Source organism: Pseudomonas chlororaphis subsp. aurantiaca, from assembly GCF_013466605.1.
GTDB lineage: Bacteria > Pseudomonadota > Gammaproteobacteria > Pseudomonadales > Pseudomonadaceae > Aquipseudomonas > Aquipseudomonas chlororaphis_I.
On record NZ_CP059162.1, the window covers coordinates 336311 to 351494 of the forward strand.

Below are 15184 nucleotides of genomic sequence, written 5' to 3' on the forward strand. Positions count from 1 at the left end.
ACTTGCCTCGATCTGGGGGAGGGCGGAATAAGGCTGGTCATGAGAGGCACCTCTCGACTCGCAAAAAAACGAGACGCTATCATCGGCGGCCCTGATCTGGGCCACCCTTGGTTTTATTCAGATTTCTCCCAAGCAGACTCAACGAAAAAACGGCACATCCCCGAGAATCGTCGCGCGGTGCATCACGCGGCGTTGCGGGCGGTAGTCGTCGACGGCGTAGTGCTGAGTCACGCGGTTGTCCCAGAAGGCCACGTCGTGGGTCTGCCAGCGCCAGCGGATGGTGAATTCCGGGCGGGTGGCGTGGGCGAACAGCAGTTTCAGGATGACCTCGCTTTCGCTGTCCGACAGCTCATTGATCCTGGTCGTGAAGCCTTCGTTGACGAACAGCGACATGCGCCCGCTGACCGGGTGGGTGCGGATCACCGGGTGCGACAGCGGCGGGTTTTTCCGCTTGGCTTCTTCCCAGCGTGCCAGGTCCTCCGGGGTATTGCCGAAGCGCTCCAGGGGGAATGACTTGATGAACTCGTGAGTCGCGGTCAGGCCCTGCAGCAGCTTCTTCAGCGGCTCCGAGAGCGCCTCATAGGCCGCGATGCCGCTGGCCCACAGGGTGTCGCCACCGTATGCCGGTAGCAGCTTGGCACTGAGCACGGCACCCAGGGCCGGGGTCGGCAGGAAGGTCACGTCGGTGTGCCAGATAGCGTTGTCGCGCACGTCGGTTTCCGCGGTGTCGAGGATCAGCACTTCCGGCTGTTCCGGCACGTTGGGGTAGATCGGATGGATATGCAGGTCGCCAAAGTTCGCCGCGAAGCGCGCCTGCTGCTGCGGGTCGATCGGCTGGTCGCGGAAGAACAGCACCTGATGCAGCAGCAGCGCCTGCTCGATGGCATCGCGCTGTTCGCTGGCCAATGGCTGGCTGATGTCGACGCCACTGATCTGGGCGCCCAGGGCGGAGCTTAAAGGGGTGATGGTCAGGCTCATGTCGTTCTCGAATTCGGGTGTAGCCGCTGCCGAGCGGAGCGAAGTTGCGATCGCCTGCGAAGCAGGCGTGGGCTTGCGAGCGCTTTGCGCTCGATCGCAGCCTCGCCAAGGCTCGGCAGCGGCTACAGGGCTACAGGGCTACAGGATTGACCTTAATGGGCCTGGCCATGCCAGGGCACCAGCTTGCGCTGCAGGGCGCGCAGGCCCATTTCCATGGCGAAGGCGATCAGGGCGATGACCAGGATCCCCAGCACTACCACATCGGTGACCAGGAACTGCGCGGCGGACTGCACCATGAACCCCAGGCCGCTGGTGGCGGCGATCAGTTCGGCGGCGACCAGGGTCGACCAGCCCACCCCGAGACCGATGCGCACGCCGGTGAGGATGTCCGGCAGGGCGCTGGGCAGGATCACATGGCGAATCAGCTGGGCCCGGGTCGGGTCCACGGTGCGCACGCCGGTGGCGGTGGCGATGGCGATCGGGGCGAAGATCGCCAGGTAGATCAGCAGCACCTTGGACAGCTCGCCGATGCCGCACCAGATGACGATCAGCGGCAGGTAGGCCAGGGGTGGAATTGGCCGGTAGAACTCGATCAGCGGGTCCAGCACGCCACGGGCGATACGGTTGTGGCCGATGGCGATGCCCACCGGGATCGCAGTCAGTACGGCAAAGCCCAGGGCCAGGCCGATGCGTCCGAGACTCGCGCCCAGGTGCTGCCACAGGGTGGAGTCCATGTAGCCGCTGGTCACCAGCAGCCAGCCCTTTTGCAGCACGGCGGAAGGTGGCGGCAGGAACAGCGGCTCGATCAGGCCGCTGGCCGTCACCGCCCACCACAGGGCGAGCAGCACCACCAGGGTCAGCACGCTGATCCAGCGAGTGCTCAGGCTGCGGCGCAGGGGCGCGGCGGTGTGCGGGGTAGTGGCTTTGGTCGTGGTGGCCGGGAGGTCGTAGCTGTTCATGCGCGCTCCTGCCGCAAGACGGCACTGCGTTGGGAGAACACCCGGGCCAGCACGTGTTCGCGGGTTTCGATAAAACGTGGGTCAGACTTGATGGCCCGGGCCGATTCGCCGGCCGCATAACGCCGGCCGAAATCCAGGCTCAAGCGCTCGACGATTTGCCCCGGGTTGGGTGCCAGTAGGATCAGGTCGGTGGCGAGGAACACCGCTTCCTCGATGTCGTGGGTAATCAGGAACACCGGCTTGGCGGTGCGTTGCCAGACTTGCAGCAACAGCTCCTGCATCTGCTCGCGGGTGAAGGCATCGAGGGCGCCGAAGGGTTCGTCCATCAGCAGCACCCGCGGGTCGGCGGCCAGGGCACGAGCCAGGCCCACGCGCTGGCGTTGCCCGCCGGAGAGCTGCCAGATGCGCCGCTTGTCGAAGCCGGCCAGGTCCACCAGCGCGAGCATTTCCCGGGCGCGGGCTTCGCGCGGGTCGCGGGCGATGCCGGCCAGTTCGAGGCCGAAGCCGACGTTGGCCAGTACGTCCTGCCAGGGCAGCAGGGCATCGTCCTGGAACACCACGCCGCGTTCGGCGCTCGGGCCGGCGACCGGCACGCCATCCAGGGTGATGCGCCCGGCGCTGGGTTCGACGAAACCGGCAATCAGGTTCAACAGCGAAGTCTTGCCACTGCCGGAAGGGCCGAGGGCGACCAGCAGTTGCTGGGGCCCGAGTGTCAGGGAAATGTCCGCCAGCACCGGTTCGGCGGCGCCGGGGTACTGTGCGCTGATGCGCTCCAGTTGTAGCAAAGCCATGACGGCGCGCTCCTTGTTCAAATGCAGCCTTTGTCGAGGTGAGACTCTGTACGAGAAGCGCCGGGCCTGGGCCCGGCGACCTCTGCGGCGAACCTTCAGTTAGTGATGTACTTGGCGCTGACGTACGGCGCGTAGTCCGGCAGAACTGCCTCGACCTTGCCCTGCTCCTTGAGGAACACCGCGGTGTCGGTGATGGCCTTGGTGGTCGGCGCGCCAAGACTGATGACCTGGTCGGCCGCCAGTGGGTAGACGTTGCCCTGCAACAGCAGCGGAATGTCGCTGGCCTTGGCGCCGGAGAGTTTCACCAGCTTGTCGACGTTGCTCTGCTCGGCCAGCCAGGCTTTTGGGTCCTTGCGGTAATCGGCGTAGGCGTCGAGGGTCACCTTGGCGAAGGCGGTGACGATTTGCGGATGCTTCTCGGCGAAGTCCTTGCGCACGATCCAGGCATCGAAGGTCGGCGCGCCGAACTGGGCCAGTTCGCCGGAGGTGATCAGCACCTTGCCGTTTTCCTTGGCCACGCCCAGCGCCGGGTCCCAGACGTAGGTGGCGTCGATGTCGCCGCGTTTCCAGGCGGCGATGATCGCCGGTGGCGCCAGGTTGAGAATCTGTACTTTGGCCGGGTCGATGTTCCAGTGCTTGAGCGCGGCCAAGAGGCTGTAGTGGCCGGTGGAAACGAAGGGTACGGCGACTTTCTTGCCGACCAGATCCTGGGGCGTCTTGATCCCGGATCCGTCGCGGGCCACCAGGGCCTCGGCGGCGCCGATCTGGGTGGCGATAAGGAAGGTTTCCACCGGCACCTTGCGGGTGATCGCGGCAGTCAGCGGGCTGGAGCCGAGGTAGCCGATCTGCACATCGCCTGAAGCGATGGCGGCGATGATGTCGGCGCCGTTGTCGAACTTGCGCCAGTCGATCTTGGCCTGGGTGACCTTTTCGTAGGTGCCGTCGGCCTGGGCGACTTTCGCCGGATCGACAGTGGTCTGGTAGGCGACAGTGACGTCGGCTGCCTGGGCGAAGAAGCTCGCGGTGGCCAGGGATGCGGCCGCCAGGAGGCGGAGGGGAAGGTGCAGTTTCATCATGAAGCTCCTCAACAGGCGGCCAAGTGGACGTGGGAGGAGACTAAATGATCTAAGAATCTAAAAATAAATAACTTTTTAGAATTAGCTTAAAAGAGGAATCTTCTAAAGAAAGCACTTTGGGGAGGAGGGTGCGATGCGCTCCAGCACAACAAGCCTCGCTCCTACGCATCAATCTTCTGTAGGAGCGAGGCTTGCCCGCGATAAGCGCCGCAGGCGCTTAGTTGCTGATCGCCAGGATACTTGCCTGATACGAGCCGACAAAGACGTCGAAATTGCCGACTTCGTTCTGTTCCAGCTCGGCCTGTTGTTGCAGGGAGCTGCGCGCCGCTTCTTCGAAACGCGCCTGGTCTTCCCTGCTCAGGGACTCGCTGCGGAAGAACTCGGCGTGGGCCAGGCTCTGGCGCAGGGAGAACTGGCTGAAGCTTTCCTTGTGCTCCTGCATGGCGGCCAGGACCTGGGCCGAAGGCGTCAGGGACGAATCCTTGACCTTGGCCAGCTGGGCGTCCAGCGCCTTGCTGTGGGCGTCGCTGCCGTGGCTGCGGTCGAGCAGGGCGGCCAGCGGCGCGATCTTTTCCAGCAGTTCGCCGGCCCATTCCTTGAGGTCCACCAGCTGTCCCTGGCGCAGCAGGTGCAGGCCCGGGCGACGACCTTCCTTGACCACCTTGAGGAAGTTCGAGGTGGCGTTGCCGCACTCGTTGTTCTCCAGCAGCGGGCTTTCGTTGAGCGCGCAATACAGCAGGAAGGCGTCGAGGAAACGGGCTTCCTGCACGTCGATGCCCATCGGCAGGAACGGGTTGATGTCCAGGCAACGGACTTCGACGTACTGGATGCCGCGAGCCATCAGCGCCTGGATCGGCCGCTCGCCGGTGTAGGTCACGCGTTTCGGGCGGATGTTGGAGTAGTACTCGTTTTCGATCTGCAGGATGTTGGTGTTGAGCTGGACCCATTCACCATCCTGGTGGGTGCCGATCTCCACATAAGGCGCGTACGGCGTGGCGACGGCCTTGCGCAGGCTGTCGGTGTAGCTGTTCAGGTCGTTGTAGCAAGGGGTCAGGCCGGCCTGGGCGTTGCTCTGGTAGCCCAGGTCGCTCATGCGCAGGCTGGTGGCGTACGGCAGGTACAGGGTCTCGGCATCCAGCTGTTCCAGCTGGTGCGCGCGCCCGCGCAAGAAGCCCGCGTCCAGCGCCGGCGAGGCGCCGAACAGGTACATCAGCAGCCAGCTGTAGCGGCGGAAGTTGCGGATCAGCGCGATGTACGCCGACGACTGATAGTCGCGGTCGCTGCCGACAAAGCCTTCGGCCTGCTTGAGCAGCGGCCAGAGCTGCTCCGGCAGGGAGAAGTTATAGTGGATCCCGGCGATGCACTGCATGGTCTTGCCGTAACGCAGGGCCAGGCCCTTGCGGTACACATACTTGAGCTGGCCGATGTTGGAGGTGCCGTAATAGGCGATCGGGATGTCTTCCTCGGCCGGCAACGGGCACGGCATCGATGGACTCCACAGGTACTCGTTGCCGAGCTTGCTGTAGGCGAAACGGTGAATCTTGTCGAGGCTGGCCAGGGTGTCCGCCGGATCGGACAGGGCTGGGGTGATGAACTCCAGCAGTGACTCGGAATAGTCGGTGGTGATCTGTTCGTTGGTCAGCGCGGAACCCAGTTCTTCCGGGTGCGGGGTCTGGGCCAGGCGCGCTTCGCCGGTCACGCGCAGGCATTCGCGCTCGATACCGTGCAGGCACTGCTCGAGCAGGGAGAGGTTAGCGCGCTCGCCGAGCAGAGCCAGGCGGCGGTTGAGAAGTTCGCTCAAGTTGGATTCCTTCACGCGTCAGTCGCCCCAATATGGGGGTGGGCAGGACGGTCTACAAGGGTGAAGTTGAAACTGGCGTTTTCGCCTGGTCGTTGAGCCGGCATGGCCCGATTTTGCAAGCACCACACTTCATCCCTGAATCTGGCTTTAGCGCAGGCAGAAAACTCCGACGCCGCTTTCGCAGCGCCGAAATTAACTCAAATCGATGACGGGGAGCTAGGTCTGTCGATGTTCGAAGGCGGGCCGCGTCGCTAGCGGACGAATTGGCGTCGCGGCTGTCGCCAAACGGTCCCTTAGAGGACCGCGAAGGTGCCTTGTGCCTTGGCGACCAGTTTGTCGCCTTGCATCACATCGGCCTCGACCACCAGGGTGCGCCGGCCCGGGTGGAGCACCCGGGCGTGGCAGATCACGTCGCCCTCGGCGACGGCGCGGATGTAGTTGATCTTGCACTCGATGGTCGCGCTCTGCTGGTCGAAGCCGTGAGAACTGGAACAGGCCAGCCCCATGGCAATGTCGACCAGGCTGAAGATCGCCCCGCCGTGCAGCTTCTGGCCACGATTGCGCAGCTGCGGCGTCAGCGTCAGGGCGACGTCGGCTTCACCGACCTCCAGACGCTGCAGACGGCAGCCGAGCAGTTGGCTGAACGCGCTTTCGGTCAAGCCGGCCGGGATCTCCATCAGCGTTTCTTCAACTGCTTGGCGTTGGCGAACAGCGAGGCCATGGCGTTGTTGGTCGGAGCCGCGGCCACGCTTTCCTTGCGCGGGGCGCTGTTGCCCGACGCGCGTGGCGCCGAGCCTGGACGCGAACCACGAGCGCCGTCGATCTTCTCGCCCGGGGTGTCGCTCATGCGCATCGACAGGCCGACGCGTTTGCGCGGAATGTCGACTTCCATGACCTTGACCTTGACCACGTCGCCGGCCTTCACCGCTTCGCGCGGGTCCTTGATGAACTTCTCCGACAGCGCCGAGATGTGCACCAGGCCGTCCTGGTGCACGCCGATGTCGACGAAGGCACCGAAGTTGGTGACGTTGGTCACCACGCCTTCGAGGATCATCCCCAGTTGCAGGTCCTTGAGGTCTTCGACGCCTTCCTGGAACTCGGCGGTCTTGAACTCGGGGCGCGGGTCGCGGCCGGGCTTGTCCAGTTCCTGGAGGATGTCGGTGACGGTCGGCAGGCCGAAGGTCTCGTCGGTGAACTTCTTCGGATCCAGGCGCTTGAGGAAGCCGCTGTCGCCGATCAGAGAACGGATGTCGCGGTCGGTCTCGGCGGCGATGCGCTGCACCAGCGGGTAGGCTTCCGGGTGCACCGCGGACGCGTCCAGCGGGTTGTCGCCGTTCATCACACGCAGGAAGCCGGCGGCCTGTTCGAAGGTCTTTTCACCCAGGCGGGCGACCTTTTTCAGCGCGGCGCGGGTCTTGAACGCACCGTTTTCATCGCGGTGGCTGACGATGTTCTGCGCCAGGGTGGTGTTGAGGCCGGAGATCCGCGCCAGCAGGGCCACCGAGGCGGTGTTGACGTCCACGCCGACGGCGTTCACGCAGTCCTCGACCACCGCATCCAGGCCACGGGCCAGTTTCAGCTGCGACACGTCGTGCTGGTACTGGCCGACGCCGATGGATTTCGGATCGATCTTCACCAGCTCGGCCAGCGGGTCCTGCAGGCGGCGGGCGATGGACACCGCGCCACGGATCGACACGTCGAGGTCGGGGAATTCCTTGGCTGCCAGTTCCGACGCCGAGTACACCGAAGCGCCGGCCTCGGAGACCATGACCTTGGTCATGCGCATGGCCGGGTATTTCTTGATCAGCTCGGCGGCCAGCTTGTCGGTTTCACGGCTGGCGGTGCCGTTGCCGATGGCGATCAGGTCCACCGAGTGCTTGGCGCACAGCGCGGCCAGCACGGCGATGGTCTGGTCCCACTTATTGTGCGGCACGTGCGGGTAAACGGTGGCGTGGTCCAGCAGCTTGCCGGTGGCATCCACCACCGCGACCTTGCAACCGGTGCGCAGGCCCGGGTCGAGGCCCAGGGTCGCGCGCGGGCCGGCCGGAGCGGCCAGCAGCAGGTCGTGCAGGTTGTGGGCGAAGACGTTGATCGCCTCGGTTTCCGCGTTGTCGCGCAGCTCACCCAGCAGGTCGGTTTCCAGGTGGGTGTAGAGCTTGACCTTCCAGGTCCAGCGCACCACTTCGCCGAGCCATTTGTCCGCCGGGCGGTTCTGGTTCTGGATGCCGACGTGCTGGCCGATCATGCCTTCGCACGGGTGCATGGTGCCCGGCAGTTCGTCGCCGATTTTCAGCGCGGAGCTGAGGATGCCTTCGTTGCGACCACGGAAAATTGCCAGGGCGCGGTGCGACGGCATGCTCTTCAGTGGTTCGTCGTGTTCGAAGTAATCGCGGAACTTGGCGCCTTCCTCTTCCTTGCCGGCGATCACGCGGGCACTGAGGGTGGCTTCCTGCTTGAGGAAGTTGCGCAGCTTGTCCAGCAGGCTGGCGTCTTCGGCGAAGCGCTCCATGAGGATGTACTTGGCGCCTTCGAGGGCGGCCTTCACATCGGCCACGCCTTTTTCCGCGTCGACGAAGCGCGCGGCTTCGCTTTCCGGGGTCAGGTTCGGGTCGTTGAACAGGCCGTCCGCCAGCTCGCCGAGGCCGGCTTCCAGGGCGATCTGGCCTTTGGTGCGGCGCTTTTGCTTGTACGGCAGGTAGAGGTCTTCGAGGCGGGTCTTGGTGTCGGCGAGCTTGATGTCGCGGGCCAATTCCGGGGTCAGCTTGCCTTGCTCCTCGATGCTGGCGAGGATGCTGATGCGCCGTTCATCGAGTTCTCGCAGGTAGCGCAGGCGCTCTTCCAGATGACGCAGCTGGGTGTCATCGAGGCTGCCGGTCACTTCCTTACGGTAGCGGGCGATGAAGGGCACGGTGGAGCCTTCATCCAATAGAGCGACGGCCGCTTCGACCTGTTGTGGGCGTACACCGAGTTCCTCGGCAATGCGGCTGTTGATGCTGTCCATAAAACCACCTGACAAATTGTGAAAGCAGGCTCGCCGGCACGGAAAATTGGGCTCGGCGAGTCTGGTTGAGCGGCCTGGCGTGCGCCGCTGCCTGGATCAAAAGGCTGCCTGTTGACCCGTGGAATCGAACAATTACTGCCTGGCCGGGAAAAATAAAAAGTGGCCGCGGGCGATAACGATCAGACGTTGCCTGACACAAAAGGCGGCGCATTATAACCAGCGTTCCAGTCTTCGGGGGTATCGGCCCGGTGGCGGCCGACGGCGGGTTTTCTGGCGGTCGAGGAAAAATCTGCTAACAATGCACACGGTGCGTATAACGGCAGCTACGCCATAATGCGCACCGAGATAAAAGGAGCATCTGATGAGCAGCACTGCACAAACTGCCGAAGGCGAAAAAATTCTTATCGTTGACGACGACCCGGGGCTGAGCAGCCTGCTGGAGCGCTTCTTCGTCAGCAAGGGCTACCGTGCCCGCGCGGTTCCCAACACCGAGCAGATGGACCGTCTGCTGGGGCGCGAAGTCTTCAACCTGGTCGTCCTCGACCTGATGCTGCCTGGCGAAGACGGCCTGACCGCGTGCCGCCGCCTGCGCAGTGCGAACAACCAGATTCCGATCATCATGCTCACCGCCAAGGGCGACGAGCTGAGCCGCATCAAGGGCCTGGAACTGGGCGCCGACGATTACCTGGCCAAGCCGTTCAACCCCGACGAACTGATGGCGCGGGTCAAGGCCGTGTTGCGTCGCCAGTCGGCTCCGGTGCCGGGCGCGCCGGGCAGCGAAGACGAGAACGTTACCTTCGGCGACTACGAGCTGTCCCTGGCCACCCGCGAACTCAAGCGCGGCGCCGAAGTGCACATGCTCACCACCGGTGAGTTCGCGGTGCTCAAGGCCCTGGTGATGAACGCTCGCCAGCCGCTGACCCGCGACAAGCTGATGAACCTGGCCCGTGGCCGCGAGTGGGATGCCCTGGAGCGTTCCATCGACGTGCAGATCTCCCGCCTGCGCCGGATGATCGAGCCCGATCCGTCCAAGCCGCGTTATATCCAGACGGTCTGGGGCGTGGGTTATGTGTTCGTGCCGGATGGCACCACTACCAAGTGACCGATGATTTGTAGGAGCGAGCGCCCGGGCCGGCAAACGACCCGGGCGCTCGCATTCCGCAACTCTGCGAGCGCGACTCGCTCCTGCAAAGCGTGTAATGGCTGTTTATGAAAACCCCGCTGTGGTTCCCGCAAAGCTTCTTCTCCCGCACCCTCTGGCTGGTGCTGATCGTGGTGCTGTTCTCCAAGGCGCTGACCCTGGTTTATCTGCTGATGAACGAGGACGTGCTGGTGGACCGCCAGTACAGCCACGGCGTGGCCCTGACCCTGCGCGCCTATTGGGCTGCCGACGAATCCAATCGCGACCAGATCGCCGAGGCCGCCGGGCTAATCAAGGTGGTCGGCAGCGGTGTGCCGGCGGGCGAGCAGCATTGGCCCTACAGCGAGATCTACCAGCGGCAGATGCAGGCCGAGCTGGGCGCCGATACTGAAGTACGCCTGCGCATGCACGCCCCGCCGGCGCTCTGGGTGCGTGCGCCGAGCCTGGGCGATGGTTGGCTGAAAGTGCCGCTGTATCCGCACCCGTTGCGGGGGCAGAAGATCTGGAGCGTGCTCGGTTGGTTCCTGGCGATCGGCCTGTTGTCCACGGCTTCGGCGTGGATCTTCGTCAGCCAGCTCAACCAGCCACTCAAGCGCCTGGTCTATGCCGCCCGGCAACTGGGCCAGGGGCGCAGCGTGCGGCTGCCGATCAGCGATACGCCGAGCGAGATGACCGAGGTGTACCGCGCCTTCAACCAGATGGCCGAGGATGTGGAGCAGGCCGGGCGCGAACGCGAGCTGATGCTGGCGGGGGTGTCCCACGACTTGCGCACGCCGTTGACCCGTCTGCGCCTGTCGCTGGAGTTGATGGGCAGCCACAACGACCTGACCGACGACATGGTCCGCGACATCGAAGACATGGACGCGATTCTCGACCAGTTCCTGGCCTTTATCCGCGACGGCCGCGACGAGTCGGTGGAGGAGGTCGATCTCAGCGACCTGGTGCGCGAAGTGGCGGCGCCCTACAACCAGAACGACGAAAAGGTGCGCCTGCGCCTGGAGCCGATCCCGCCGTTCCCGTTGCGCCGGGTATCGATGAAACGCCTGCTTAACAACCTGATCGGCAACGCGCTGAACCATGCGGGGACGGAAGTCGAAGTGGCGGCCTATGTGTCGGGCGACACCAGCGCGCCTTATGTGGTGCTGAGTGTGATGGACCGTGGCGCGGGCATCGACCCGTCGGAGCTGGAGGCGATCTTCAACCCCTTCACCCGCGGCGACCGTGCCCGGGGCGGCAAGGGCACCGGCCTGGGCCTGGCCATCGTCAAGCGGATCGCCTCGATGCACGGTGGCAACGTCGAATTGCGCAACCGCGCCGACGGCGGCCTGGAAGCTCGGGTGCGGTTACCGTTGGGGTTGTTGTTGCCGAGGGATGCGGTCTGATCTGTAGCCGCTGCCGAAGGCTGCGATAAGGCCGGGCCACGCTGGCCGAAGGGCCTTCGTTCGATTTGCGAGTGCTGCGTCTGCTACGCAGCCGATCGCAGCCTGCGGCAGCGGCTACGGCTCAGCCTTTTCCCTTGGTCCGGGTCATGTTCGGGCCACCGTTTTTCTCGATGTGCTCGATGATGATCCCCGCCACGTTCTTGCCGGTGGTGGTCTCGATGCCTTCCAGGCCCGGCGAGGAATTCACTTCCATCACCAGCGGCCCGTGGTTCGAGCGCAGGATGTCCACACCCGCCACGCTCAGGCCCATGACCTTGGCCGCGCGCAGGGCGGTCATGCGTTCTTCCGGGGTGATCTTGATCAGGCTGGCGCTGCCGCCACGGTGCAGGTTGGAGCGGAACTCGCCGGGCTTGGCCTGGCGTTTCATCGCGGCAATCACCTTGTCGCCGACCACGAAGCAGCGGATGTCGGCGCCGCCGGCTTCCTTGATGTACTCCTGGACCATGATGTTCTGCTTCAGGCCCATGAAGGCCTCGATCACCGACTCGGCCGCCGTGGCGGTTTCGCACAGCACCACGCCTATGCCCTGGGTGCCTTCCAGCACCTTGATCACCAGGGGCGCGCCGTTGACCATCTCGATCAGGTCGGGAATGTCGTCCGGCGAGTGGGCGAAGCCGGTCACCGGCAGGCCGATGCCGCGTCGGGACAGCAGTTGCAACGAGCGCAGCTTGTCCCGCGAGCGGGCGATGGCCACCGACTCGTTGAGCGGGAACACACCCATCATTTCAAACTGGCGCAGCACCGCGCAGCCGTAGAAGGTCACCGAGGCGCCGATCCGTGGGATCACCGCATCGAAACCTTCCAGCGGCTTGCCACGGTAGTGGATCTGCGGCTTGTGGCTGGCAATGTTCATGTAGGCGCGCAGGGTGTCGACCACCACCATTTCATGGCCACGCTCGGTGCCGGCTTCGACCAGGCGACGAGTGGAATACAGACGCGGGTTACGCGACAGCACAGCGATCTTCATGCAACACCTGTGGCAGAGGTAGTGGACACCGGGAACACCGGTTTGTCTTGAACGTATTTGATCCCTGGATTGACCACCAACTGGCCATCGATCAGGGCTTTGGAACCGAGCAGCAGGCGATAGCGCATGGCCTTGCGGCAGGCGAGGGTGAACTCCACCCGCCAGACCCGATCACCGAGCGCCAGGGTGGTGCTGATCACGTAGCGCACCTGCGCCTGGCCGTTGGAACTCTTGATGGTTTTCATCGCCACCAGCGGCGCTTCGCAACGCCGGTGACGCAACTGCACCACGCTGCCCAGGTGTGCGTTGAAGCGCACCCACTGCTCACCGTCGCGCTCGAACGGCTCGATCTCGGTGGCATGCAGGCTGGAGGTGCTGGCGCCGGTATCGATCTTGGCGCGCAGGCCGGCGACTCCCAAATCCGGAAGCGCCACCCACTCGCGCAGACCCACGACGGTCAAATGGTCAAATGTCTTCAAATGTGCTCAACCGCTGAGGAACCCGCTCGTACCGTCAAGCGGCCGAATTCGCGGTATTCACGCAGAATAATGGGTAAAAGGCGACAGATATCTAGGCCCGGATCCACAGCTCCCGGACGGGCTGCTGCAGAGCCTCGCATTCTAAACCGAGCCATCGCAATTCATGGCACGAGAGAAACGGTAGTACAGTTCGAAAATATTTCAGAATGAGGAAATGCCATGGCACAAAAAGCCGAAGACGACGACAAGGTCCGTCTGGATAAATGGCTGTGGGCGGCGCGCTTCTACAAGACTCGCGCCCTGGCCAAGGCCGCCATCGAAAGCGGCAAGGTGCATCACCGTGGCGAGCGCTGCAAACCGGGCAAGGAGCCGAGGATCGGCGACGAGTATGAGATACGCACCGGTTTCGACGAGCGCACCGTGGTGGTCCAGGCCCTGTCGATCGTGCGCCGTGGGGCGCCGCAAGCGCAGGCTCTCTATATGGAAACCGAAGCCAGCATCGCCAAACGGGAAAACGCCGCGGCCCTGCGCAAGGCCGGCGCCCTGGGTGTGAGCACCGACGGCAAGCCGACCAAGAAACAGCGGCGCGACCTGTTCAAGTTCCACAGCCACGAATAAGCCTCTGTAGGAGCGAGGCTCGCCCGCGATCAGCTGCGAAGCAGCGGTTGCAGCCCTCTCACTATTCCCTGGAGGGCGCATCTTCTGCTTTCAATCACCGGCAAGCCGGCGCCTACTCAGGCCGTAGCCTGCACCACGCTCAGGCGCGACAGCAACGGCAGCTTGCCCAGCAGGTTGAACAGCGGATTGGTCATCCACAGCAGGAAGTTCGAAGCCTTGGCCGCATACGGGGTGTAGTAGCCCCAGCCGAGCGCCCAGACCGCCAGCAGCACGCCGCCGATATAGTCGTCCTGGCCCCAGTGCGCGCCGGCCACCAGGCGCGGCATCATGAACAGCAGGGTCAGGCCCCAGATCACCAGGAACTGGCCGACGCCGCGGCTGAACACGCTCATGAACAGCGCCCAGATCAGCAACACCGAGGCGTGGTCACCGGGGAAGCTCTGGCTGGAACGGTCCTTGAGCTCCCAGGTTTTTTCCCAGTGCGGGAAGTAGTCGCTCATGTGCACGGCATCCTGGAGCATCATCGACGGGCTGTCGTGCTGCCAGCCCATGGCGTCGGCGAGCCTGGAGAACAACAGGCGGATAATCAGCATCAAGACCAGGATCGACAGGAAGCCGAAAAACGCCCGGCGCACGTCCACGGCCTTGAACACCCAGTCACCGCGGATCAAAAGGGTCAGCAGGATCAGCCCGACTATTGCGTCGAAAGGCCTGAGGCTGGCCACGGCCCAGATATGCAGCCAGGTGGAGTTGCTCGCAAGGGGAGCATTCAGCAGGCGGAACAGCCATTCGTCGAACATTACACAAAGCATGTGCCCGCTTGGCCATAACCAGAAACCCAGCAGTGCCAGAGGAAGCAAATTGCACAACGCCAGCTTGCCGAGGTTCCACCTTGCTTGGAACAAACCCGGATTGTTCATAAAATGCCTCCAATGGCAGAAAATCGCGCACCGTAACAGTGCAAAAAACGCAATTTTCATGTCTTGTAACCATTTTGTCATCACTTCAGATACCCAGACCTATGACTCATTTGCCGGATACCGACTTCACCCAACGCTTCATCTTCGATGACAGCGACGCCCGCGGCGAGCTGGTGGCGTTGGAGCGCAGCTATGCCGAAGTCCTCGCCAAACACGCTTACCCGGAGCCAGTCGCGCAACTGCTCGGCGAGCTGATGGCGGCGGCCGCGCTGCTGGTCGGCACGCTGAAGTTCGATGGCTTGCTGATCCTCCAGGCCCGTTCCGAAGGCCCGGTGCCGTTGCTGATGATCGAATGCTCCAGCGAGCGCGAGATCCGTGGTCTGGCCCGCTATGACGCGCAACAGATCGCCCCGGATGCGACCCTGGCCGACCTGATGCCCAATGGCATGTTGGCCCTGACCGTCGACCCGACCCACGGCCAGCGTTACCAGGGCATCGTCGACCTGGATGGCGCCACCCTGTCGGAATGCTTCACCAACTATTTCGTCATGTCCCAGCAGGTCGGCACCCGTTTCTGGCTGCACGCCGACGGTCGTCGCGCCCGTGGCCTGCTGCTGCAGCAACTGCCGGCCGACCGCCTCAAGGATGAAGAAGAACGCGCCGCCAGCTGGCAGCACATCACCGCGCTGGGCAGCACCCTGACCGCCGACGAACTGCTGAGCCTGGACAACGAAACCGTGCTCCATCGCCTCTACCATGAAGAAGCCGTGCGCCTGTTCGATGTGCAGCCGCTGCGCTTCCGTTGCAGCTGCTCGCGGGAACGCTCGGGCAATGCGCTGGTCAGTCTGGGCCTGGAAGATGCGCAGAAGCTGGTGGTCGAACACGGCGGCAGCATCGAGATCGATTGCCAGTTCTGCAACGAGCGCTACCTGTTCGATGCGGCCGATATCAGCCAATTGTTCGCCGGAGCGGGTGTCGAGTCGCCGTCAGATACTCGTCACTAAAACGGTT

The 15184-nt window shown here is 63.8% G+C and carries 14 protein-coding genes; 4 read left to right on the forward strand and 10 right to left on the reverse strand.

From position 1 onward, the window contains the following. Positions 1–138 precede the first annotated feature (138 nt). From tauD to H0I86_RS01490, 7 genes are all read right to left on the reverse strand, one after another. Complete coding sequence (gene tauD / locus H0I86_RS01460; protein ID WP_180923624.1) at positions 139–978, reverse strand: taurine dioxygenase; 840 nt, start codon at positions 976–978, stop codon at positions 139–141. A 152-nt stretch (positions 979–1130) separates the two neighbouring features. Continuing rightward, complete coding sequence (gene tauC / locus H0I86_RS01465; protein WP_180923626.1) at positions 1131–1937, reverse strand: taurine ABC transporter permease TauC; 807 nt, start codon at positions 1935–1937, stop codon at positions 1131–1133. Then, the gene (gene tauB / locus H0I86_RS01470) at positions 1934–2728 is read right to left on the reverse strand and encodes a taurine ABC transporter ATP-binding subunit (RefSeq protein WP_101336506.1); all 795 of its coding nucleotides are present in this window, start codon (positions 2726–2728) and stop codon (positions 1934–1936) included. Before tauB ends, tauC begins: the two co-directional genes overlap by 4 nt. A gap of 95 nt (positions 2729–2823) precedes the next feature. Further along, the gene (gene tauA / locus H0I86_RS01475; RefSeq protein WP_180923628.1) at positions 2824–3801 is read right to left on the reverse strand and encodes a taurine ABC transporter substrate-binding protein; all 978 of its coding nucleotides are present in this window, start codon (positions 3799–3801) and stop codon (positions 2824–2826) included. A 220-nt stretch (positions 3802–4021) separates the two neighbouring features. Further along, complete coding sequence (gene gshA / locus H0I86_RS01480) at positions 4022–5605, reverse strand: glutamate--cysteine ligase (protein ID WP_180923630.1); 1584 nt, start codon at positions 5603–5605, stop codon at positions 4022–4024. Between the two features lie 293 nt (positions 5606–5898). Beyond that, positions 5899–6282 (reverse strand): PaaI family thioesterase, encoded by a 384-nt coding sequence (locus H0I86_RS01485; protein ID WP_009046459.1) that lies wholly within the window; start codon positions 6280–6282, stop codon positions 5899–5901. Next, positions 6282–8606 (reverse strand): Tex family protein, encoded by a 2325-nt coding sequence (locus H0I86_RS01490; protein ID WP_180923632.1) that lies wholly within the window; start codon positions 8604–8606, stop codon positions 6282–6284. The genes H0I86_RS01485 and H0I86_RS01490 overlap by 1 nt, the downstream gene beginning before the upstream one ends. A 361-nt stretch (positions 8607–8967) precedes the next feature. Between H0I86_RS01490 and ompR the strand changes: the two genes are divergently transcribed. Beyond that, the gene (gene ompR / locus H0I86_RS01495) at positions 8968–9708 is read left to right on the forward strand and encodes an osmolarity response regulator transcription factor OmpR (protein WP_007925257.1); all 741 of its coding nucleotides are present in this window, start codon (positions 8968–8970) and stop codon (positions 9706–9708) included. A gap of 107 nt (positions 9709–9815) precedes the next feature. Beyond that, the gene (locus tag H0I86_RS01500) at positions 9816–11129 is read left to right on the forward strand and encodes an ATP-binding protein (RefSeq protein WP_009041700.1); all 1314 of its coding nucleotides are present in this window, start codon (positions 9816–9818) and stop codon (positions 11127–11129) included. A 121-nt stretch (positions 11130–11250) separates the two neighbouring features. On the opposite strand, the gene rimK is transcribed toward H0I86_RS01500, so the two are convergent. Then, a complete protein-coding gene (gene rimK, locus H0I86_RS01505; protein WP_007931744.1) occupies positions 11251–12156 on the reverse strand; it encodes a 30S ribosomal protein S6--L-glutamate ligase in 906 nt (301 codons plus the stop codon). Then, complete coding sequence (gene rimB / locus H0I86_RS01510; RefSeq protein ID WP_007931742.1) at positions 12153–12635, reverse strand: retropepsin-like aspartic endopeptidase RimB; 483 nt, start codon at positions 12633–12635, stop codon at positions 12153–12155. Before rimB ends, rimK begins: the two co-directional genes overlap by 4 nt. A 219-nt stretch (positions 12636–12854) precedes the next feature. Between rimB and H0I86_RS01515 the strand changes: the two genes are divergently transcribed. Continuing rightward, positions 12855–13253, forward strand: coding sequence for an RNA-binding S4 domain-containing protein (locus tag H0I86_RS01515; RefSeq protein WP_180923633.1), 399 nt, complete (start codon positions 12855–12857; stop codon positions 13251–13253). A gap of 116 nt (positions 13254–13369) precedes the next feature. Here the strand turns inward: H0I86_RS01515 and H0I86_RS01520 are convergent, their stop codons facing one another. Next, positions 13370–14173: a phosphatase PAP2 family protein gene (locus tag H0I86_RS01520; RefSeq protein WP_180923635.1), complete on the reverse strand. Its 804-nt coding sequence runs from the start codon at positions 14171–14173 to the stop codon at positions 13370–13372. A gap of 101 nt (positions 14174–14274) precedes the next feature. On the opposite strand from H0I86_RS01520, the gene hslO reads away from it, so the two are divergent. Then, on the forward strand, positions 14275–15177 hold the full coding sequence (gene hslO, locus H0I86_RS01525; protein ID WP_180923637.1) for an Hsp33 family molecular chaperone HslO: 903 nt from the start codon (positions 14275–14277) through the stop codon (positions 15175–15177). The last annotated feature ends 7 nt before the right edge of the window (positions 15178–15184 follow it).